The organism is Micromonospora sp. NPDC049559 (genome assembly GCF_040676675.1).
GTDB lineage: Bacteria > Actinomycetota > Actinomycetes > Mycobacteriales > Micromonosporaceae > JBFAPK01.
The window spans coordinates 60,085-81,374 of the sequence record NZ_JBFAPK010000040.1; the positions used below are offsets into that span (position 1 = coordinate 60,085).

Genomic DNA, 21,290 nt, shown 5'->3' on the forward strand with positions numbered 1-21,290 from the left:
GAAGGAGAACGACAACCAGTGGTATCCACACGCAGCCGGCTCGGCCGGGCCGCCCTGGCGGGGCTCGTCGCCGTCGCGGCCGGCGCGGCCGGGTCGACGCCCGCGACCGCCGGCCCGGTGCCGGCGACCGCCGCCCCGCCGGCCCGGTCGGAACAGCAGGCCGTACGGACCGTCACCCTGATCACCGGCGACCGGATCCGCGCCTTCGGCGACGGCCCCGACCGGGTGGAGTTCCTGCCCGGCCCGGACCGGCGGGGGATGACGTACCTGACCAGCCGGACGCCGGACGGGCTCAGCCTCATCCCGGCCGACGCGGTACGCCTGGTCCGCGAGGGCCGGCTCGACCCCCGGCTCTTCAACGTCACCACCCTGCTCAGGTTCGGCTACGACGACCGGCGGCCCGAACTGCCGCTGCTGATGACGTACGACGGACAGCAGGCGCGGGCGGCGGCCACCGGCACCGCCACGGCGGCCGGCGCGCGGGTGACCCGGCAACTCCCGGCCGTACGCGGAATGGCGCTGGCGGTCCCCCGCGCCCGCGCCGCGACCACCTGGACCGGGCTGACCACCGGCGGCGGGCAGCGCCGGCTACGCGACGGCGTCGGCCGGGTGTGGCTCGACGGGATCCGGCGGCCGGCGCTCGACCACAGCGTGCCGCAGGTCGGCGCGCCCGCCGCGTGGCAGGCCGGCTACGACGGCTCCGGGGTCAAGGTGGCGGTGCTGGACAGCGGCATCGACGTGAACCACCCCGACCTGACCGGCAAGATCGCCGCCGTCGCGAACTTCACCGAGGGTATGGAGGACGACCGCGACCTGGTCGGCCACGGCACGCACGTCGCCGCGACCATCGCGGGCGGCACGATCGGCGGCGGGTACCCGGGCGTGGCGCCCGGCGCGAAGCTCCTCGACGGCAAGGTGTGCGTCGTCGACGGCTGCGCGGACTCGTGGATTCTCGCCGGCATGCAGTGGGCGGTGGAGAACGGCGCCCGCGTGGTGAACCTCAGCATCGGCGGGCCCGACGCACCCGACACCGACCCGGTGGAGCAGGCCATCGACGACCTGTCGGCGCAGCACGGGACGCTGTTCGTGGTCGCCGCCGGCAACGACGGCGAGAAGTCCACCGTCAACTCGCCGGCCAGCGCCGACGCGGCGCTCGCCGTCGGCGCGGTCGACGACCAGGACGCGCTGGCCCCCTTCTCCAGCCGAGGACCCCGCGTCGGCGACGGGGCGGTCAAGCCCGACCTGACCGCCCCGGGGGTCGGCATCACCGCGGCCCGCAGCGCGGACGCGCCCATCGGCACGCCCGGCGACAGCCACGTCAGCATGTCGGGTACCTCGATGGCGACCCCGCACGTGGCCGGCGCCGCCGCCATCCTGGCCCAGCAGCACCCGGACTGGTCCGGTGCGCAGCTCAAGGCGGCGCTGACCAGCTCGACCGCGCCGCGCGCCGACCTCGACCCGTTCGCGCAGGGCACGGGTCGGCTCGACGTGGCGCGGGCGGTCCGCCAGCCGGTCCGCTCCGACTCGGGCGCGGTCAACTTCGGCCGGATGCTCTGGCCGCACACCGACGACAAGCCGACTACCCAGGTCGTCACGTACCGCAACAGCGGGTCCGTGGCGGTCAGCCTGAACCTCGAACTGGCGATCACCGGCCCGGACGGCAAGCCCGCGCCGGCCGGCATGTTCACCCTGGCCGCCCCCTCGGTCACCGTCCCGGCGGGCGGTCAGGTCGAGGTGCCGGTGACGGTCGACACCCGGATCACCGGCGCCGACGGTCAGTACGCCGGTTACCTGCGGGCCACCGCCGACGGTGTCCTCGTCAACACCCCGGTCGTCGTCGAGCGGGAGGTCGAGAGCTACGACCTCACCCTGGTGCACCTGGACCGCACCGGAGCCTCGGCCGCCGACTACGGCACCTCGGTCTTCCGCTGGGACGCGCCCGACTACGTCCAGCCGTCCGGAGCGGACGGCAAGAATCCGGTGGTACGGCTCCCGAAGGCCGCCTACGTGCTGACCTCGTGGATCGTGAGCGGGGAGGGGGCCGACGCGCAGATCGCGGTGCTGGCCCAGCCCCGGCTGGTGCTCGACCACGACCAGACCGTCACCCTGGACGCCCGGAGCGCGCAGCCGGTCGTGGTGACGGTGCCCGACCCGACGGCCAGGGAACTGTTCCTCCAGGTCGACGGCGCCGCCGAGCTGGCGTACGGCTACCTGATCTTCGGCGCCACGACGTTCGACGGGTACGGCCACGTCCTCACCGGACGGGTCGGCCCCGACACCACGGCCGACGGCTTCGTCACCACGGTCGGCGCCACCTACGCCCAGCTCGACGCCGAGGGGTTCGCCCACGACACGTACAACCTGCGGTGGCTGGTGGACGGCCGGGTGCCGACCGGGTTCCGGCGTACCGTCGCCCGCGCCGAGCTGGCCGAGGTGCGGATGGACCAGGGCCAGCAGCAGCCCGGCACCACGGGCGTGGTGGGAGCCCGGTCCGAGATCCCGGGCGAGTACGAGCAGAGCCTCTCCCGGGTCGTGCCGGTCACGCTGCCCGGCACCCGGGTCGACTACCACAACGCCGACGGCGGGGTGCGGTGGGTGAAGGACCTGGAGGAGGTCGTCGTCCCGCCCGACGGCGGGTGGCCCGAGTTCGTCGCCGCTCTCACCTCGCCGCTCACCCGGTACGTGGCCGGCCGGACCTACTCCGAGCGGTGGAACCGCGGGGTCTTCGGCCCGGCCTTCCCGACCCCGCCGCGCGACCCCCGGCTCTGGATCACCCGGAGCGGGGACACGCTTGAGGTCGAACCGCCGCTCTACGGCGACGTCGGCGGGCGCGAGGGCGGCGCGACGAGCACCCAGACGTACACGCTGTACCGCGACGGGGTGAAGTTCGCCACGTCCGAGCCGCCGTTCCCCAGCTTCACCCTCCCGCCCGAGCCGGCGACCTACCGGCTGGAGGTGACCGCCGACCGGCCGGCGGCGGCCCGGCTCTCCACCCGCACCCGGGTCGCCTGGACCTTCCGTTCCGCCCGCCCGTCCGGCGACAGGCCGGTACCGATGGCCGTGGCGGCGGTCCGGTTCACCCCGGCGCTGGACGCGTCCAGTGCCGCCCCCGCCGGCCGGCCCACGGTCGTACCGGTCACCGTGCAGCGGCAGGCCGGCTCGGTCGCGAGCCCGACCCGGCAGCTGGCCGTCGAGGTCTCCTTCGACGACGGTGTGAACTGGCGGGCGTCGCCCCTGCGCAGCACGGCGGCGGGGACGGAGACGGTGGTGACGCCGCCGGGTCCGGGCTTCGTCTCGCTGCGCGCCCGCTGGTCCGACACCGCCGGTAACGCGCTGGAGCAGACGATCATCCGGGCGTACGAGGTGCGGTAGTCGGCGGCGCGACCATCCCCGGCGCGTCAACCGGCGCACGGCCTCGGCACCCTCGTGCCGGGGCCGTGCGCCGACCGGTCCCGAGCGGTGCCGGGGCGCGGCCCGGCCGAGTTCGGGCCGACGGCCGACCCGCTCTCGGGCCGTCGGGGCCGGTTATCGGGACTTCGGGCTTAGCAGGTCGGCCACGGGCGTGTCGGCGAAATCGGCGCTGCCGTCGTAGTCGGTGGAACGGCTCACCGGGGCCCACGTCGCGGCCTCCTGCGCGCGCGCCTGGGCGGCCTGCTCCGCGAGGTGCACCGCGTCGGAGCCGAGCAGCAGGCGCAGCGGCGGGTCGGGCATGGCGACCACGTCAAGGAGGATCTTGGCGGCGCGGGCGGGGTCGCCGGCCTGCTTGCCGTCCATCGCGCGGCGCAGCTCGTGCACCCGGCCGACGGTCTCCTCGTAGTCGGGTCCCACCTCGGCGATCCGCATCGACGAGCCGCCCCAGTCGGTACGGAAGGCGCCCGGCTCGACGATGGTGACCGCGATGCCCAGCGGGCGTACCTCGTTGGCCAGCACCTCGGAGAAGCCCTCGACCCCGAACTTCGCGGTCTGGTACGCGGCCAGCCCGGGGGTGCCCCCGACCCGGCCCCCGATCGAGGAGAACTGGAGGAAGTGGCCCGAGCGCTGCCGGTGCAGGACCGGCAGGGCGGCCTTGGTGACGTTGACGACGCCGAAGAGGTTCGTCTCGATCTGGGCGCGGAAGTCCTCGTCGGAGGTCTCCTCGATCGGCGCGCTGTTGGCGTACCCGGCGTTGTTGGCGACCACGTCGAGCGAGCCGAAGGCGTCGAGCGCGGTCTGTACGGCCGCCCGGGCGGCGGCGGGGTCGGTGACGTCGAGCGCGACGGCGCGTACCTGGTCGCCGTACCGGTCGACCAGCTCGCTCAGCTGCTCGGGTTGGCGGGCGGTGGCGACGAGCAGGTCGCCGTGGTCGAGTACGGCGCGGCTCAGCGCGAGGCCGAGCCCCCGCGAGCTGCCGGTGATCAGCCAGGTCTTGGCCATGACGGGTCTTCCTTCCACTGTTCCGGGGTGGTGCGCGCCTCGACGGGTGGCCGAGATCGCCGGGGCCGGACGGGGAGGGTTACCCGGTCGGTGCCGGTTGAGACCGGACGGCGGCGGGTCCCGGGGACGGGTACGCCACGGGGCCCGCGCTAAAGTCGAGGCGCGCCTCCACTTTATCGGAGGATTGCCTCCACTTCAACCGCGCCCACCCCGCCCCCGCCAGGCCCGCCCCGCCCCGCCGCGTCGATCATGGAGTTGTGGCGGAAGTTTTGGCGGGTTTCATCCCGTTTTGTTCCGACCACAAGTCCATGATCGACGGGGGAGTGGGCGTGGTCAGGGGCGCCGGGCGCCGGTGTGGAAGGCGCGGCGGTACGCCGACGGCGAGGTGTGCATGAGCTGGGCGAAGTGGTGGCGGTAGGTCACCGCGGTGTCGAAGCCGACAGCCCGCGCCACCCGCTCGACCGGCGTACCGGTCGTCTCCAGCAGTTCGAGGCTCGCCTGGATCCGCTGCTGGACCAGCCACCGGATCGGGCTGGTACCGGTCGCGCGGCCGAAGTGTCGCAGGTACGTGCGCGGGGACATGTGCGCCCGGCGCGCCAGCGTCTCGACCGTGATCGCCTCGGCGAGGTGCGCCAGCGCCCAGGTCATGCTCCCGGCCAGCCGGTCGTCCTCCGGGTCGGCCGGCACCGGCGCCTCGATGAACTGCGCCTGGCCCCCGTCCCGGTGCGGCTGGATCACGAGCCGGCGGGCGACCGCGTTGGCGATCGCGGCGCCGTGGTCCCGGCGTACGAGGTGGACGCAGAGGTCCAGGCCGGCGGCGCTGCCCGCGCTGGTCAGCACCGTCCCGTCGTCGACGTAGAGCACCTCCGGGTCGACGTCGACCCGCGGATAGCGGCGGCGCAGCAGGTCGGCGTAGCGCCAGTGGGTGGTCGCCCGGCGCCCGTCGAGCAGCCCCGCGCCGGCCAGCGCGAAGGCGCCCGAGCAGATCGACATGATCCGGGCGCCCCGCTGGTGGGCATGGCGCAGCGCCGTCACCAGCGCCGGCGACGGGTCGGCGGTGACGTCCGGCACCCCGGGCACGATCACCGTCTCGGCCGCCGCCAACTCCGCCAGCCCGTACGGGGTGTGCAGGGTCGCGCCGCCGACGAGGCGTACCGGGCCGGGGGCCTCGGCGCAGATGGTCAGCTCGTACCAGGGGCGGTCGAACTCGGGCCGGGGGAGCCCGAAGACCTCGGTCACGATCCCGGTCTCGAAGGCCGACATGCCGTCGTAGGCGAGCACCGAGACGGTCGCGCCGCGACGGGCGGGGAGCAGCGGCATGGCGGGATCTTAGCGAACGGTGTCGTTCGCGCCGCTGGCTCGACCGGGCCGGTCCCGGCGACGATTTCCGCATGTCAAACGTGCTTTCCGTACCGCCGGCCGGGCCGGCGCGGGCCGCCGACCACTTCGCCGCGCGGATGGCCTTCGAGACCGACGTCAGCGACGTGCACGCCGACCTGGAGGCGGCCGTCCCGGGCCTGGTCGTCGTCGACGTCCGCGACCTCACGGCGTGGCGGCAGGGGCACCTGCCCGGCGCCGTCCACCTGCCCCGGCGGGAGATCGCCGAGCGGGCCGAGCGGGAGATCCCGGCCGGCAGCGCGGTGGTGACCTACTGCTGGGGCCCGGGCTGCAACGGCTCCACCCGGGCGGCGTACGAGTTCGCCCGGCTCGGCTACCCGGTCAAGGAGATGATCGGCGGCTACGAGTACTGGGTCCGCGAGGGCTTCGCGGTGCGTACGGTGACCGGGCTCGTCCGGCGTCCGGCCGACGAGCTGACCGCCCCGCGTACCGGGGCCGCCTGCGCCTGCTGACGGGTGCCGGCCGCCGACCACCGCCGGGACGCCTCGGCCGGTCGCAAGGGACGCCTGCCGGGTCGCGAGGGACGCCTCGGCCGGTCACCGCCGGGCCGCGTCAGCCGTCGACGGCGGGCAGGGTGGCGAGCAGGGCGCGGATGCTCTCGGCTTCGAGGGACTCCAGCCCGGTGTAGCCGGCGAGGGCGTGTTCGAAGTGGTGCCGGGCTCGGGCGGGGTCGCCGAGGGCGCGGTGGGCGTGGCCGAGCCCGGTGTGGGCGCGGGCCTGCGGCTCCCGCGCGGCGACGTCGGTGGCGATGGCGAGCGCGTCGGTGTGATGGGCGAGGGCGTCCGCCGGCCGGCCGAGGGCGCGGGCGGCCTCGCCCAGACCGTTGAGCACCCAGGCCTCGACCTCCCGTTCGTTGATCTCGCGGCAGACGACCAGCGCCTGCGTGAAGTACTCGACGGCCCGGTTCGGCCGGCCGAGGCTGAGGTGGACGCTGCCGAGGTTGTCCAGCGTGTTGGCCTCGCCCTGCCGGTGACCGATCTCCCGGAACACGGCCAGGGCCTGCCGCAGGTGCTCGGCGGCGGACTCGTGGCGGCTCAGCCGCTGCTCGGCGAGGCCGAGGTTGGTCAACGCGGTCGCCCGGCCGAGCCGGTCGCTGCCCCGCCGGAACAGGGCGACCGCCCGCTCCAGGTGGCCGATGGCCGCGTCGTACCGGCCGCGCTGCGCCTCGACCGTGCCGAGGTTGATCAGCGCGAGGCCCTGCTGGGCGTCGTCGCCGACGAGCCGCGCGAGATCCATGGCCCGGCGGAGGTACCCGGCGGCCGGCTCGTGCCGGCCGCGCAGCCGCTCGACGTTGCCGAGCACGCTCAACGCCCGGGCCTGTTCGGCCCGGTCGCCCGCCTGCTCGGCGACGGTCAGCGCCTGGTGCAGGTACTCCACGGCCCGTTCGTACCGGTACAGGTGCAGGTGGGCCACGCCGATGCCGAGCAGCGACCGGGCCTGCCCGGACCGGTCCCCGGTCAGCTCGGCCGCGCGCCGGGCATGGGTGTGGATGGCCAGCGCGTCGGAGTAGTGGCCGCCGTCGAGGTAGCGGTACAGGGCGGTGGAGAGGTCGACGGTGTGGGCGGGCCAGCCGCCGGTGGCCGTGTGGGCGGCCACCGCCACCAGGTTGGGCAGTTCGAGGTCCAGCCAGGTACGGGCGGCGTCCGGGTCGGCCAGGGGGACGGTCCCGGCGGTCGGCGCGGGTACCCGGGCCTGGCGGCGGGCGTCGGCCAGGTCCAGCAGTTCGGTGGCGGCGCCGGCGGTGGCCAGGTACGCGTCGAACAGGCGACCCTGGGCGGCGCGCCGGCCCCGCTCGGTCTCGTGCACGCTGGCGAGGTGCGCGGCGTACGCGCGCAGCAGGTCGTGCATGGCGTACCGGCCGGGCGTGGTGGCCTGGACCAGGTGGGCGCGGGTCAGCGTCTCCAGCTCGTGGCGGGCGGACGCCTGGTCGGTGGCGGCCAAGGCGGCGACCGCGTACTCGTCGAACTCGGCACCGGGATGCAGCCCCAGCAGCCGGAACGTGCGGGCCGCCGGGTCCGGGAGGTGCTGCACCGACCAGGAGAAGACCGCGGTGACGGCGGCGCGCGGATCACCCTCGGTCTCCATCAGCTCCAGGCGCTCCTGCCGGTCGGCCAGCTCGGCGGCGAGTTCGGCGAGGGTGGCGGAGGGGCGGGCGGTGGCCCGTTCGGCGGCGACCCGCAACGCCAACGGCAGCCGCGCGCAGAGGTTCGCCAGCGTGGCGACGACCTCCGGCTCGGCCTCGGCCCGGGGGCCGATCAGGCGGTCCAGCAGCGCGACCGCCTCCGGCAGGGGCAGCAGGTCCAGCTCGACCCGCCGGGCCCCGTCGCGGGCCACCAGGCCCGAGAGCCGGTCCCGGCTGGTCACCACGACGGCGCACGAGGGGGTACCGGGCAGCAACGGGCGTACCTGCTCGACCGTGCCGGCGTTGTCCAGCACGATCAGCATCCGCCGGCCGGAGAGCTGCGTACGGTAGCGGGCGGCCCGTTCCTCGACGTCGAGCGGGAGATCCCCGCCGGCCACCCCCAACGAGGCCAGCAGCCGGGCCAGGGCCTCGCCGGGACCCATCGGCTGCTCGGGATCGTAGCCGCGCAGGTTGACGTAGAGCTGGCCGTCCGGGAAACGGTCGGCGACCCGGTGGGCCCAGTGCACGGCCAGCGCCGTCTTGCCGACGCCGGCCGTACCGGAGAGCGCCGAGATCAGTACGGCGGTGGGCGCCGCGCCGGACGAATCGGCCAGCATGCCGTCCAGCCGGGCCAGTTGGTCGTCGCGGCCGGTGAAGGCGAAGACGTCGGCCGGCAGCTGCCGGGGCACCGGCCTCCCCTTCGCGCGGCCCGGCCGGCGCGGCGTACGACGCTCCGCCTCGGCTACCCGGTCCCGGGCGGTGGCGAGGGCCCCCTGCTCGGCCGGGGTGGCGCCGAGCAGCCCGACCAGCACGTCGAACCGGTCGGTGGGCGGCAGGGTCTTGCCGGTCAGGTATTCCGCCACCGCCGCCACCGACCAGCCGGTGAGGGCGGCCAGCTCGCGGTAGGTCAGCTCGCCGTCGCGGCGCTGTCGCGCGTGGCGGCGCCGTAGCGCCCGCAACAACCCGGCGAGGTCCTGTCGCGTCCGCGTCTCAGAGGTGTCCAAAGTAGACAGATTGGGCGCGTTTCTGTTCAGGTGCTGGGTCATTGGTGGCGTCCCCCGTGGTGTCCGGTCGACGGGGGCAGCCTAGACGGCGGTTCACATGATCGATAGATGTGCGCCGGTTTCCGGCCGTGTTCGCCGTTGTTCGGAATCGCCGTCCCGCCGCTCACCCGTCCGCCACGATCTTCCGGTGCCCACCGCGTACCCCTGACGCTCCGGAAGGGACTGTCCATGCCCGACGACCTCGTGACCGGGCCGCGAAGCACCTCGGCCCGAGACCCGCGGCCGGCCCCGGGGTGGCGCCGCCGCACGGCCGCCACCTGGGCCCTCGCCATGCTGGCCGGGACACTGGTCGCGCCCGGCGCCGCAGCCGCCGCGGACGCCCGCGACACCCCCGCACCGCTGCTCGCCGCGACCGGTCCGGTCGTACCCGGAAGCTACATCGTCGTGCTGAAGGGCAAGCCGGGCACGCAGACCGCGCGCGGCGGCGCGGCTGTGGCCCGGGCCAGGGCCCTGGGCGGCACGGTGGAGCACCGGTACACCAGCGCCCTGGACGGCTACTCCGCGCGGCTCACCCCCGACCAGGTCAGGGCCGTGCGCGACGACCCCGACGTGGCGTACCTCGTCCCCGACCGGCAAATCAGCCTCGACGCCACGCAGAGCCCCGTGACCTGGGGTCTCGACCGGATCGACCAGCGCCGCCTGCCGCTCGACAACGCCTACACCTACCACCGGACCGGCGCCGGCGTCACCGTGTTCGTCATCGACACCGGCATCCGGCGCACGCATGCCGAGTTCGGTGGGCGGGTGGCCGCCGGCTACTCGGCGGTCAACGACGGCCGCGGTACCGACGACTGCGTGGGACACGGCACCCACGTCGCCGGTACGGTCGGCTCCGGTGCGTACGGGGTCGCCAAGGCCGCGCAACTGGTCCCCGTACGGGTCTTCGGCTGTTCGGGGTCGACCACCACCGCCCTGGTCATCGCCGGGGTCGACTGGGTCACCGCGAACCACTCCGGGCCCTCGGTGGCGAACATGAGCCTCGGCGGCGCCGTCGATCCGGCGCTCGACGCCGCGGTCAGCAACTCGATCAACTCCGGTGTCACCTACGTCGTGGCCGCCGGCAACAGCGCGAGCGACGCGTGTGCCCAGTCCCCGGCACACCTGCCGGCCGCGATCACCGTGGGCGCGAGCGACAGCTCGGACACCCGGGCCTACTTCTCCAACGTCGGCAGCTGCCTGGACCTCTTCGCCCCCGGGGCGGACATCCTCTCGGCCGGGATCGGCTCGGACACCGACGCCCGCCTGAACAGCGGCACCTCGATGGCGAGCCCGCACGTGGCCGGCGCCGCCGCGCTCCACCTGGAGGCCAACCCGGGCGCCACGCCGGCCGAGGTCGCGGCCGCGATCACGCAGAGCGCCACTCCGAACGTCCTCTCCGACGTCCAGGGCTCGCCGAACCTGCTGCTCTTCGCCGACGGACCGGCCACGCACCTGGGCATGACGTGGCGGGTGAAGGAGCAACGCGCCGACAACGTGGTGCTGGTCGGCTCCGACGAGCAGACCGACCCGTACCACGGCGACACGCCCGCCGACGCCACCCTGCCGGTGCTCTGCCTGCTCTACACCAACGCCCCGGTCCCGGCCGGCGTCACGCCGGACAAATACAACGGCTGGGCCGAGGGCTCGGTGGCGCCGACCGCACCCGTACGCGGCTCGGACCTGCGCAGCCGCGCCGAGGCGGACCGGATCTGCGCCGCGACCTTCGGCGCCGGTTGGCGGATGGCCGAGTTCCACGACGGGTGGTACACGCTCTACCGGCCGCCGTTCCCGCCCAGGTTCCGGCTGCGCAGCGGATGGAACCTCTGGGCCAACGGCACCCTGCCCACGTCCACCCGGTTCTGGGTGGCCATCGACGACCAGCCCGCGAACCCCTGGAGCTGACGGTCTCCGGGTGCGCGACAACCACGGCGAGCACGGGCCGACCGACCGGCCCTGTTCATAGAGGAAGCACGTCGGTCCGAGTGGAGGGAATGAATGATCATGCGATTGTGGTCGAGGGGCGTGACCGCCGCGACGTTGGCCGGGTTGTTGGTCGGGGCGACACTCGCCACCGGCGGGCCCGCGTCGGCGGCGGGGGCGGCCGGCGGGTCGGCGACGGGGTCGGTCGGCATCATGGGCGCCGGCACCAACGACTTCACCGGCGACGGCAGAGCCGACCTGACCGCGCTCTACGACTACGGGAACGCCTCGTCCGGCCTGTTCGTGCTCCCGGGCACCCAAAAGATCGAGGACGCCGCGACGCAGCCGTACCGGGTCTGGTTCGCCGGGCCGGGGAACTTCGGGGCCAACGTGACGAAGCTCGCCGCCGGGGACTTCACCGGCGACGGTCTCTCCGACGTCCTGGCGCTCTACGACTACGGCGGCGGCGAGGCAGGGCTCTTCGTCTTCCCGGGTACCGCCGGCCGGGGCGACGGTGCCACCGACGCGTACCGGGTCTGGTGGGTGCCGCGCGGCAACTTCTGGCCGAGCGCCATGAAGATCACCGCGGGGGACGTCACCGGCGACGGCAAGGCCGACCTGCTCGCGTTCTACGACTACGGCAACGCCGACACCGGGCTCTTCGTCTTCCCGGGTACGTCGGCCGTCGGCGACGGCGCCACCGACCCGTACCTGGCCTGGCAGAGCGGGCGGGGCAACTTCAACATGAACGCCGCGAAGATCGCCGCCGGGGACTTCACCGGCGACGGCAGGGCTGACCTGCTCGCGCTCTACGACTACGGCAACGGCGCGGCGGGCCTCTGGGTCTACCCCGGCACCTCGGGCGCGATGAACCCGTACCGGGTCTGGTACGTCCCGGCGAACAACTTCAACGTCGGTTCGGTCCGTACGGTCGACACCGACGACATCAACGGCGACGGCGTGGTCGACTTCCTCGCGGTCACCGACAACGCGGTGTTCCGGTTCGGCGGCACCGCGCAGGCGGGCGACGGCGCCACCCAGGCGGGCGTCTACGCCCAACTGCCGACCCAGTTCGGGCAGGCGAAGGTCGTGGTGGGCGACTACGACGCCAACGGCTTCGCCGACCTGATCTTCCTGCTCGACCACGGTGGCGGCTCCGCCTCGGCGTGGGTCCTCTCCGGTGCGGTACCGCCGCAGAACCAGATCCTGTACCGGGTCTGGTACACGGGTCCGGGCAACTTCTGGCCCAGCGCGGTCAAGGTCGCGTGATCGGCTGACCGAGCCGCCACGACGGCGTGAACGAGAGGCCGGTCGCCGCACCCGCGGCGGCCGGCCTCTCCGCGCCCGGCCGGTCTTGCCATGCCGGGCGTCGGGCGGCTCGCAAGCGGCGGCCGGCGCGCGCCGCTCTTCCAAGAGTTCTAGAACTATGCTACTAGTTATAGAACTATTGGAGAGGGGTGGCACAGGTGGGAGACGTACTGATCCCGTCGCGGGCCGGGGTGATGAGCGAACCCGGGCCGCGCGGAAGATTCGGCGAGTACGGCGGCCGGTACGTGCCGGAGCCGCTGGTGGCGGCCTGCCAGGAGGTCGCCGACGCGTTCCGCGAGGCATGGTCCGACCCGGGCTTCCGGGGCGACCTCGACGCGCTGCTGACCCGGCACGCGGGCCGGCCCACGGCGCTCACCCCGGCCTCGCGGCTCTCCGCCGAGCTGGGCGTGAACCTGCTGCTCAAACGCGAGGACCTGGCCCACACCGGCTCGCACAAAATCAACAACGTCCTCGGCCAGGCGCTGCTGGCCAGCCGGATGGGGCGTACCCGGCTGATCGCCGAGACCGGCGCCGGCCAGCACGGCGTGGCCACCGCGACCGCCGCCGCGCTGCTCGGGCTGCGGGCGACGGTCTTCATGGGGGAGCGCGACGTCGAACGCCAGGCGCTCAACGTGTTCCGGATGCGGATGCTCGGCGCCGAGGTGGTGCCGGTGGCCAGCGGCAGCCGCACCCTCAAGGACGCCACCAGCGAGGCGATGCGCCACTGGGTCGGCGCCGTGCACGACTCCCACTACTGCATGGGCTCGGTCGTCGGGCCGTACCCCTACCCCTGGATGGTCCGCGAGTTCCAGCGCGTCATCGGCGACGAGGCGCGCGCGCAGTGCGCCGCCGAGCTGGGCAGCGACGCACCGGACGCGGGGATGCCGGAAGCCGGGCTGCCGGGAGCCGGGATACCCGACGCGGGGATGCCGGAAGCCGGAATACCCGACTTCGTGGTCGCCTGCGTCGGCGGCGGCTCCAACGCGGCCGGCACCTTCGCCGGCTTCGTGGACACCCCCGCCCAGCTCGTCGGTGTCGAGGCCGAGGGCGGCGCCGGCGCCACCCACGGCCGCCCCGGCGTGCTGCACGGCGTCCGCTCGCTCTTTCTCCAGGGGCACGACGGCCAGATCAGCGAGGCGCACTCCATCGCCGCCGGACTCGACTATCCCGGGGTCGGGCCCGAGCACGCGTACCTGCGCGACCTCGGCCGGGCGCGGTACGTCACGGTCGGCGACGCGGAGGTGGTCGAGGCGGCGGTACGGCTCGCCCGTACCGAGGGGATCGTGCCGGCCCTGGAGTCGGCGCACGCGGTCGCCTGGGTGATCCGCGCGGCCGGCACGGGGGAGCTGCCGGCCGGCGCGACCGTGCTGCTCACCCTCTCCGGGCGCGGCGACAAGGACATCTCCACCTTCCAGGAGCTGCGATGAACCGGACGACGACCTCCGACCGGGCGACGACCACCGGCCGGACGACGACCACCGGGGCCCTGGAGGCCCACCTGCGGGACCGCCGCGCCGCCGGGCGCAAGCTGCTCATGCCGTACGTGACCGGCGGCGTCGTGCCCGGGTGGACCCGGTACCTGCGGGCCTTCGTCGAGGCCGGCGCGGACGCGATCGAGGTCGGGCTCCCCTTCTCGGACCCCACCCTCGACGGGGTCACCATCCAGGAGGCGAGCGAGGCGGCGCTGGCCCGCGGCGCCACCGTCGCCGGCATCCTCGCCGAACTGGCCGAGGCCGCCCCCGCGCCGGAGGTACCACTGGTCGCCAGCACCTACTCCCACCTGGTGCTGCGGGAGGGGCCCGGCCCGTTCTGCGCGGCGCTGCGCGCGGCCGGCGTCACCGGCCTGATCGTGCCCGACCTGCCGTTGGAGGAGTCGGCGGAGCTGGAGGCCGCGGCGGCCGGGGCCGGGGTGGACCTGGCCCTGCTCGCCTCCCCGGTGACGCCGCCGGCCCGGCTCGTCGAGATCGGACGCCGCAGCCGGGGCTTCGTCTACGCGGTCTCGCTGATGGGGACCACCGGCGAGCGGGACACGCTGGCCGGGTCGGCCGCCGCGCTCGCCGGGCGGGTCGCGCGCGCCACCGACCGGCCCGTCCTGCTCGGCTTCGGCATCTCCACGCCGGAGCACGCGGCCCGGGCCGCCCGGGCCGCCGACGGCGTGGTGGTCGGCGCCGCGGTGGTACGGCAACTCCTCGACGGGGCGGGTCCGGCCGAGGTCGGCGCCTGTCTGGCTAAAATGCGCCGAGCGCTCGACGACGCCCGACCGCCCGGCCCCGAGTAGCCGGCGGGAGTCGCCCGGCGCGCCGCGCCGCCGACCAGCCCAGGAGCGTGACCAACCGCGATGGCCCGCGACGCCGGACACGAGGCGAGGTACCGCGCCATCGCCGCCGACCTCGCCGCGAAGATCCGCGCGGGACGGTACGCCCCCGGCGAGGCGCTGCCGCCGCAGCGCGAGCTGAGCGCCTCGTACGGGGTCACCCTCATGACGCTGCGGCAGGCGCTGCGGCAGCTCAGCGACGAGGGGCTGATCGTGCAGCAGGCCGGGCGGGGCACGTTCGTCTCCCCGCCCCACCTCGCGTACCAGCTCGGCTCGCTCCGGAGCCTCGCCGACGACCTGCGCAAACAGGGGCACGAGGTGCGCACGCTGGTGCTGGGGCGGGCCGTACGCCGGGTGCCGGCCCGGATCGCCGCGCGGCTGCGTACCGGGCCGGAGGAGACCGCGCTGCGGCTGGAGCGGGTACGCGAGTTCGCCGGCCGCGCCGCCATCCACCAGGTCTCCTGGGTGCGCCAGCCCGCCGCCGACCGGATCCGGGAGCGCGACTTCACCGGTACCTCGCTCTACGCGGCGCTCGCCGACGCGGGCGTCGCGGTCGCCCGGGCGGCGGAGACGATCCGGCCCGGCCTGCTCGACGCCGCCGTGGCGCGGCACCTCGGGGAGCCCGCCGGCAGTCCCGTCTTCGTCAGCGACCGGGTCACGTATGCCCTCGACGGGGCGGCCGTGGTCACCGACCGCGCCACCATCCTCGGCAGCATGATGGAGATCCGTACCGACCGCGCGGCGACCGGCGCCTCGCTCAGCTGGGGCGCGGCCAGCTGAGAGTCGTGGGGCCCTCCGCCCGCCGGCGAGCCCGCTCGGGCGTTTCTGTTCTGGTGCTGAACAGAAACGTTGAACTTTGTTGACTTCTGTCGATTGCTGACGTTTATTGGCTTCAATATCCGGGCGGTACCGGCGGCCGCTCGTCTCCTCTTCTTCGCCCCCGGAAGGAGACACCCCTTGACCGCGACCACGCGCCCGCGCCGCCTGCTGGCGGCGATCGTCACCCTCCTGGCCGCCGCGACCGGCGGGATCGTGGCGGCCCCCGCCGCCGCGGCGTTCGTCCCCAAGGCACCCCGGCTGACCACCCCGTGGACGGACCAGGTGTCGACGACCAACCCGCTGCCCGAGTACCCCCGTCCGCAACTGGTACGCGACCAGTGGCAGAGCCTCAACGGCGTCTGGCAGTTCCGCGGCGCCACCAACATCGACGCGCCGCCGGCCGAGCCCACGCTCGGCGAGGAGGTGCTGGTGCCGTACCCGGTCGAGTCCGCGCTGTCGGGCATCGAGCGGCACGAGAACTTCATGTTCTACCGCCGCGCCTTCACCGTTCCGGCGTCCTGGTCCGGCCGGCACGTGCAGCTCAACTTCGGCGCCGTGATGTGGCGCGCCAAGGTCTGGGTCAACGGGGCGCTCGTCGGCACCCACGAGGGCGGCTACGACCCGTTCTCGTACGACATCACGGCCAACCTGCGGTCCGGCGCGAACGACCTGGTCGTCGGCGTGTGGGCGCCGGTCAACGCCGAGGACGTCCCGGTCGGCAAGCAGCGGCTCGCCCGGGGCGGCATCTGGTACACGCCCTCGTCCGGCATCTGGCAGACCGTCTGGCTGGAACCGACCAACCCGGCCCGGATCACCCGCCTCGACACCACCCCCAACCTCGCCGCCGGGGCGCTGGACCTCACCGTCCAGGGTGCCGGCACCGGTGGGCAGGGCGTCACCGCCGAGGTCCTGACCGGCGGGCGGGTCGTCGGCCGGGCCAGCGGCTCCGTCGGCGCGAACATCCGCGTCCCGGTCCCCGGCGCGCGGTTGTGGTCGCCCGACGACCCGTTCCTCTACGACCTGCGGGTCACGTTGACCGGCGCGGGCGGCGGCGACACGGTCACCGGCTACTTCGGCATGCGCTCGGTCGGCAAGGCGCTGCTCGGCGGGGTGCTCCGCCCCACCCTCAACGGCAGGTTCGTGTACCAGATCGGCACCCTCGACCAGGGGTACTGGCCCGACGGCCTCTACACCGCCCCCACCGACGAGGCGCTCCGCTTCGACCTGGAGCAGCAGAAGGCCCTCGGCTTCAACATGGTCCGCAAGCACATCAAGGTGGAGCCGGCGCGCTGGTTCTACTGGGCCGACCGGCTCGGGTTGATGGTGTGGCAGGACATGCCGGCGCTGGCCAGCGGCCGGGAGCCGTCCGCGGCCGGCCGCACCCGGTTCGAGTCCGAACTGCGGCGGATGATCGCGAACCTCAAGGGGATCACCTCGATCGTCCAGTGGATCCCGTTCAACGAGGGCTGGGGCGAGTACGACGCCGGGCGCGTCGCCGACCTCGTCCGCAGCCTCGACCCGACCCGCCTGGTCAACCACAACTCCGGCTCGAACTGCTGCGACTCCGACCCCGACCCCGGCAACGGCGACGTGATCGACGACCACATGTACGTCGGGCCCGGGGTCACGCGACAACCGTCGTCGACCCGGATCCTGGTGCTCGGCGAGTACGGCGGGCTCGGGCTGCACGTCCCGGAGCACGAGTGGTCGACCGGCAACACGTTCGCGTACGAGATGCTGCCCGACACCCCGACGCTGACCAGCCGGTACGTGCAGATCACCGGACGGCTCGCCGAGCTGGTCCACGGCGCCGGGCTCTCCGCGTCGGTCTACACGGAACCGTACGACGTGGAGGACGAGATCAACGGCTTTTTCACGTACGACCGGCGGGTCCGCAAGATGGACTTCGCCCGGGTGCGCGAGGTGAACCTCGCGGTGCTCGCGGCGGCCCGGGGCACGACGCTGCCGGTGCACCGGCCGGTGTCGCTGCGGGTCACCACCCCCGGCTACACCGACCGCTACCTGCGGCACGCGTTCGGCGCCGCGGCCACCGAGGTCGTCGGCGCCGCCAGCGCCAAGGTGCTCAAGCAGGACGCCACCTTCTGGGTACGCCCCGGCCTGGCCGACGCCGCCTGCTACTCGTTCGAGTCGCGCAACTTCCCCGGCCAGTACCTGCGGCACCGCGACCGGCGCGTCTACCGGGAGGGCGACACCGGCGGGACCTTCGCCCAGGACGCGACGTTCTGCGCCCGGGAGGGCCGGTCCGGCGGCGCCACGTCCCTCGAATCCCGGAACCTGCCGGGCTACTTCCTGCGTCACCGGGGCGGGGAGGTCTGGGTGGAGCAGGACACCGGCGGCTCGTTCGCCGACGACGCCACCTGGCGGGTCGTACCGCCGTGGTGGCGCAGCGCCGTCGACCTGCCCGAGGGACAGACCCGGTCGCTGCGGGTCACCACCCCCGGCTACACCGACCGCTCGCTGCGGCACCAGGACGGCCTGGCCCGCACCGACGTGATCAACGCGAGCAGCCCGGAGCTGGCCCGGCAGGACGCCAGCTTCGTCGTCCGGCCGGGGCTCGCCGAGAGCAGCTGCTATTCGCTGGAGTCGACCAACTACCCGGGCCACTACCTGCGGCACCGGGACTACCGCCTGCGCAAGGACGCGAACGACGGTACGGCGGTCTTCGCCCAGGACGCCACGTTCTGCGCCCAGCTCCCGCGTACGGGCGGCGCCGGCAACGTGTCGCTCGAATCCCTCAACTTCCCGGGCTACCAGATCCGCCACATCCGGGAACTCGTCTACATCGCGAACCCGGTGGGCGGCAACGCCTGGGACGGCGGGGGCAGCTACGACGCCGACGCCACCTGGGCGAACGTCGACCCCTGGTGGGCGGGCTGAGACCCGGTGAGCCCGTCGATCTAGGGCAAATCGCGGTGATCAGAGATCATTGCACGTTGATTTGCCCTAGATCGACGACCCCGCTCAGGGGCGGCCGATGAGCTGGCCGGCGTGCAGGGTCGCGGCGAGCAGCTCGGGGTCGCCGCTGCGGTCGTACGCGTCGACGGCCGTGTCGGCGAACTTCAGGACGTGCTCGTCGCCGTGCTCGCCCGCCCGCTGGAGGGCGTCCTCGCGGGTCAGCTCGGGCCAGCGCCGGAGGATCTCCGCCCGTGGGGCCGGCCGGGCGGGGGCGTACGCGGCGACGATCGCCACCATCGCCGCCCAGACCGCGGTCAGGCTCGGCAGCCACTGCTCGGTCGGCAGGACCGGGAGCACGTGCCGCACGGCGTTCGGTGCGGTGGCGGTGTGCACCAGCAGGACCGGCGACCCGTGGCCGAGCCCGAGGTACGCCTCGACGGCGCCGTCGACGAGCGACCCCAACCGCGCCGGTACCTCCTCGGCGGACGAGACGGGCGCCAGCGCGCGCAGGCTCGGGGTCCAGCCGGGGCTGCGTTCGAGCCGGTCGAGCCGGTGGGCGATGAAGCCGCTCTGGTCCTCCAGCCGGGCGACCGCCGACAGGGCCCGGCGCGGGGTGAGGGCGCCCTCCGGCGCGACCACCCCGGCGAGCCGGCGGTAGCGCGCCGCCCAGAACGCCAGCCCGTGGGCCAACTCGTCGAGGGCCTCGGGGGCGGGGGCGCCCGCGCCGCCGCGTAGTGCGCGCACCGCGTGCGCGACCCGGATCACGCCGTGGGTCGAGCCGGCCACGATCCCCGGCAGCAGCCGGGGCCACCACTCGACCAGCACCTCCGGCCAGGGGCGCTCCGTCAGCTCGTGCCGGAAGTACGCGGTCCAGTCCGGCAGCCGCCCGGCGCGGCCCAGCGCCGCGCCCCACCCGTCGGGCCGGATGGGCGCGCTCGCGTCGGGCAGCTCCGCGAGGCGGCGCACGTACCGGTCGAGCCACCCCTCGACGTCGACGTCGAGCCCGCGCCGGACCATCACCTCCACCGCCATCGGGCCGTGGTTGGTCAGCCCGTGGTTGCCCTCCTCGTCACCGCCGAACTCCGGCCCGTACGCGTGCAGCCGTTCGTACGCCGCGGACAGCGCGTCCGCGGCCGATCCGCGGGCCATGCGGCGACCTCAGCGGGCGACGTCGTAGACGAGCTTGACGATGCCGTTGGCGTACGCCTCGGACTCGACCAGCTTCAGCATCTGCTTCGCCTTGTCGGTGTCGCTGAACATCCGCTTGCCGGCGCCGAGCAGCGTCGGGAAGACCAGCAGGTGGTAGCGGTCGATCAGGCCGGCGTCGGAGAGGTTGCGGGCCAGGGTGGCGCTGCCGTGGATCACGATGGGGCCGCCGTCGGTCTCCTTGAGCTTCGCGACGTCGTCGAGGGAGCGCAGGATCGTGATCTCACCCCAGTTGTCGACGAGGGCGTCCTGGTCGAGGGTGGTCGAGACGACGTACTTCGGCAGCTCCTTGAGGTCGACGAAGTCCGCCATGTCCGGCCACACCGGCGAGAACACCTCGTAGCTGGCCCGGCCGAACATCAGCGCCGTGGCCTCCTGGGTCTCCCGGCCCTTGATCTCGTACGCCTCGGGCACGAACTCGATGTCCTTGTAGGTCCAGCCGCCGCTGCGGTGCGCCTCCGACGGGCTGCCGCCGCCGGGGGAGTCGACGACGCCGTCCAGCGAGACGAAGGCGGTGTAGATAAGGGTGCGCATATTCGAGGTCCTATCCGTGGTCCGAATTGACGCCCTAACTTTGCGGTGCTGTCGCGCTTTCGGCCACGATTAGGCACAGACCTAATCGGAAGGGCGGCCGGTTGATCCACCTGCACTTCACGGCGACCGACCTGACCCGCGTACGCTTCGCCGCCTCGCCCCTCACGGAGACCGTCGCGAGCCTGCGGACGCTGGCCGCGGGCAGGCGGGGAGCGCACCTGCACCGTCCCTGGATCGACCGGTTCGCCGAGCGGGCGGGCCGGCTGCGCCAGCGCGACCTGGAGCTGCTCCGGGCGCTGGTGCGCCCCGAGGGTTACCTCCCCGACTTCCTGGTACCGCCGCCGGGTCGCCGGTCCTCGACCTTCGCGGACGCGCTCGCGCAGGTGGCCGAGGCCGACCCGGCCGTGGTGGCGCGGGAGCTGGCGCACCTGGCGGAGCACCGGGTCGCCCAGCAGGGACCGGGCCAGGAGCGGCGGCGGGCACTGCTCCAGGAGCTGGCGCGGCGGCCCGACGCGGGCATCGGGCCCGTCAGCGAGGCGATCGAGGCGTACCACCGGGTGGCGATCGCCCCGGACTGGCCGCGGATCGAGGCGTTGCTCAACGACGACATCGCGTACCGGCTCGACGCGCTCGCGGACGGCGGGGTCGACCGGATGATGAGCAACCTGCATCCGCTGGTCACGTTCGCCGACCAGACGCTGACGATAATCAAGTACTACGACGGGCACGCCGACTGCGGCGGGCGCGGGCTGCTGCTCGTACCGTGCGTCTTCGCCTGGCCGGACGTCCTGGTGCGGACCGCCCAGCCGGAGCCGCCCACCGTCTCCTACTCCCCGCGCGGGCTCGGCGGGCTCTGGGAGGAGCGCCGCGCGCAGGACGACTCGCCGCTCGTCGGCGTGCTCGGGCAGACCCGGGCCGCCCTGCTGGCCCAGCTCGACCTGCCGATGTCGACCAGCCAGGCCGCCACCCAGATGGCGCTCTCCGCGCCGACGCTCAGCGTGCACCTCCAGGCGCTGCGCGCCGCCGGGCTGCTGACCTCGCGCCGGGCCGGCCGGCAGGTGCTCTACTCGCGGACCGAACTCGGCGACCGACTGCTCAGCGAGGCGGGCCGGCGGCCCGGCGCGTGAGCGCGAGCGCGCCTGCCGGCCCGGTGCCTGAGCTGCGAAAAGGCGTGCGGCCCGGCGCCTGGGCCGGCGAGCGGGCGTGGGGGGGGCCCGCCCCCCCCGCCCCCCCCCCCCCCACCCCGCCCCCGCGCCCCCCCCCCCCCCCCCCCCCGCCGGGCCCGGCAGCACCCCCC

General features: G+C 74.3%; 14 protein-coding genes. 9 read left to right on the forward strand and 5 right to left on the reverse strand.

The window, feature by feature from the left end:
* Positions 1-18 precede the first annotated feature (18 nt).
* Positions 19-3,372, forward strand: coding sequence for a S8 family serine peptidase (locus AB0J86_RS31905; protein ID WP_363861378.1), 3,354 nt, complete (start codon positions 19-21; stop codon positions 3,370-3,372).
* 153 nt (positions 3,373-3,525) lie between these two features.
* Here the strand turns inward: AB0J86_RS31905 and AB0J86_RS31910 are convergent, their stop codons facing one another.
* Together AB0J86_RS31910 and ftrA are read right to left on the reverse strand one after the other, a co-directional pair.
* The gene (locus AB0J86_RS31910) at positions 3,526-4,413 is read right to left on the reverse strand and encodes an oxidoreductase (RefSeq protein ID WP_363861379.1); all 888 of its coding nucleotides are present in this window, start codon (positions 4,411-4,413) and stop codon (positions 3,526-3,528) included.
* Between the two features lie 333 nt (positions 4,414-4,746).
* Entirely contained in the window at positions 4,747-5,733 is a 987-nt protein-coding gene (gene ftrA, locus AB0J86_RS31915) for a transcriptional regulator FtrA (RefSeq protein ID WP_363861380.1), read from the reverse strand.
* A gap of 71 nt (positions 5,734-5,804) precedes the next feature.
* Between ftrA and AB0J86_RS31920 the strand changes: the two genes are divergently transcribed.
* Positions 5,805-6,263, forward strand: coding sequence for a rhodanese-like domain-containing protein (locus tag AB0J86_RS31920; RefSeq protein ID WP_363861381.1), 459 nt, complete (start codon positions 5,805-5,807; stop codon positions 6,261-6,263).
* A gap of 100 nt (positions 6,264-6,363) precedes the next feature.
* Here the strand turns inward: AB0J86_RS31920 and AB0J86_RS31925 are convergent, their stop codons facing one another.
* Entirely contained in the window at positions 6,364-8,937 is a 2,574-nt protein-coding gene (locus AB0J86_RS31925) for a tetratricopeptide repeat protein (RefSeq protein ID WP_363861382.1), read from the reverse strand.
* Positions 8,938-9,165: 228 nt separating this feature from the next.
* Here AB0J86_RS31925 and AB0J86_RS31930 point away from each other — a divergent pair, with 228 nt between their 5' ends.
* The 6 genes from AB0J86_RS31930 (at position 9,166) to AB0J86_RS31955 (ending at position 18,235) form a co-directional block, all read left to right on the forward strand.
* Positions 9,166-10,878 carry a S8 family peptidase gene (locus AB0J86_RS31930; RefSeq protein WP_363861383.1) on the forward strand — a complete coding sequence of 571 codons (1,713 nt, stop codon included), beginning with the start codon at positions 9,166-9,168 and terminating at the stop codon, positions 10,876-10,878.
* Between the two features lie 93 nt (positions 10,879-10,971).
* Positions 10,972-12,165, forward strand: a complete 1,194-nt coding sequence (locus AB0J86_RS31935) for a VCBS repeat-containing protein (RefSeq protein ID WP_363861384.1) — start codon at positions 10,972-10,974, stop codon at positions 12,163-12,165.
* Between the two features lie 233 nt (positions 12,166-12,398).
* On the forward strand, positions 12,399-13,631 hold the full coding sequence (locus AB0J86_RS31940) for a tryptophan synthase subunit beta (RefSeq protein WP_363861395.1): 1,233 nt from the start codon (positions 12,399-12,401) through the stop codon (positions 13,629-13,631).
* Positions 13,628-14,482 carry a tryptophan synthase subunit alpha gene (gene trpA / locus AB0J86_RS31945; RefSeq protein WP_363861385.1) on the forward strand — a complete coding sequence of 285 codons (855 nt, stop codon included), beginning with the start codon at positions 13,628-13,630 and terminating at the stop codon, positions 14,480-14,482. Before AB0J86_RS31940 ends, trpA begins: the two co-directional genes overlap by 4 nt.
* 60 nt (positions 14,483-14,542) lie before the next feature.
* The gene (locus AB0J86_RS31950) at positions 14,543-15,298 is read left to right on the forward strand and encodes a GntR family transcriptional regulator (RefSeq protein ID WP_363861386.1); all 756 of its coding nucleotides are present in this window, start codon (positions 14,543-14,545) and stop codon (positions 15,296-15,298) included.
* Positions 15,299-15,475: 177 nt separating this feature from the next.
* Positions 15,476-18,235, forward strand: coding sequence for an AbfB domain-containing protein (locus AB0J86_RS31955; protein WP_363861387.1), 2,760 nt, complete (start codon positions 15,476-15,478; stop codon positions 18,233-18,235).
* An 84-nt stretch (positions 18,236-18,319) separates the two neighbouring features.
* Here AB0J86_RS31955 and AB0J86_RS31960 read toward each other — a convergent pair whose 3' ends face one another.
* Both AB0J86_RS31960 and AB0J86_RS31965 read right to left on the reverse strand, forming a co-directional pair.
* On the reverse strand, positions 18,320-19,402 hold the full coding sequence (locus tag AB0J86_RS31960; protein WP_363861388.1) for a hypothetical protein: 1,083 nt from the start codon (positions 19,400-19,402) through the stop codon (positions 18,320-18,322).
* A 9-nt stretch (positions 19,403-19,411) separates the two neighbouring features.
* Positions 19,412-19,993: a dihydrofolate reductase family protein gene (locus tag AB0J86_RS31965; protein ID WP_363861389.1), complete on the reverse strand. Its 582-nt coding sequence runs from the start codon at positions 19,991-19,993 to the stop codon at positions 19,412-19,414.
* A gap of 101 nt (positions 19,994-20,094) precedes the next feature.
* On the opposite strand from AB0J86_RS31965, the gene AB0J86_RS31970 reads away from it, so the two are divergent.
* Complete coding sequence (locus tag AB0J86_RS31970; RefSeq protein WP_363861390.1) at positions 20,095-21,120, forward strand: DUF5937 family protein; 1,026 nt, start codon at positions 20,095-20,097, stop codon at positions 21,118-21,120.
* The last annotated feature ends 170 nt before the right edge of the window (positions 21,121-21,290 follow it).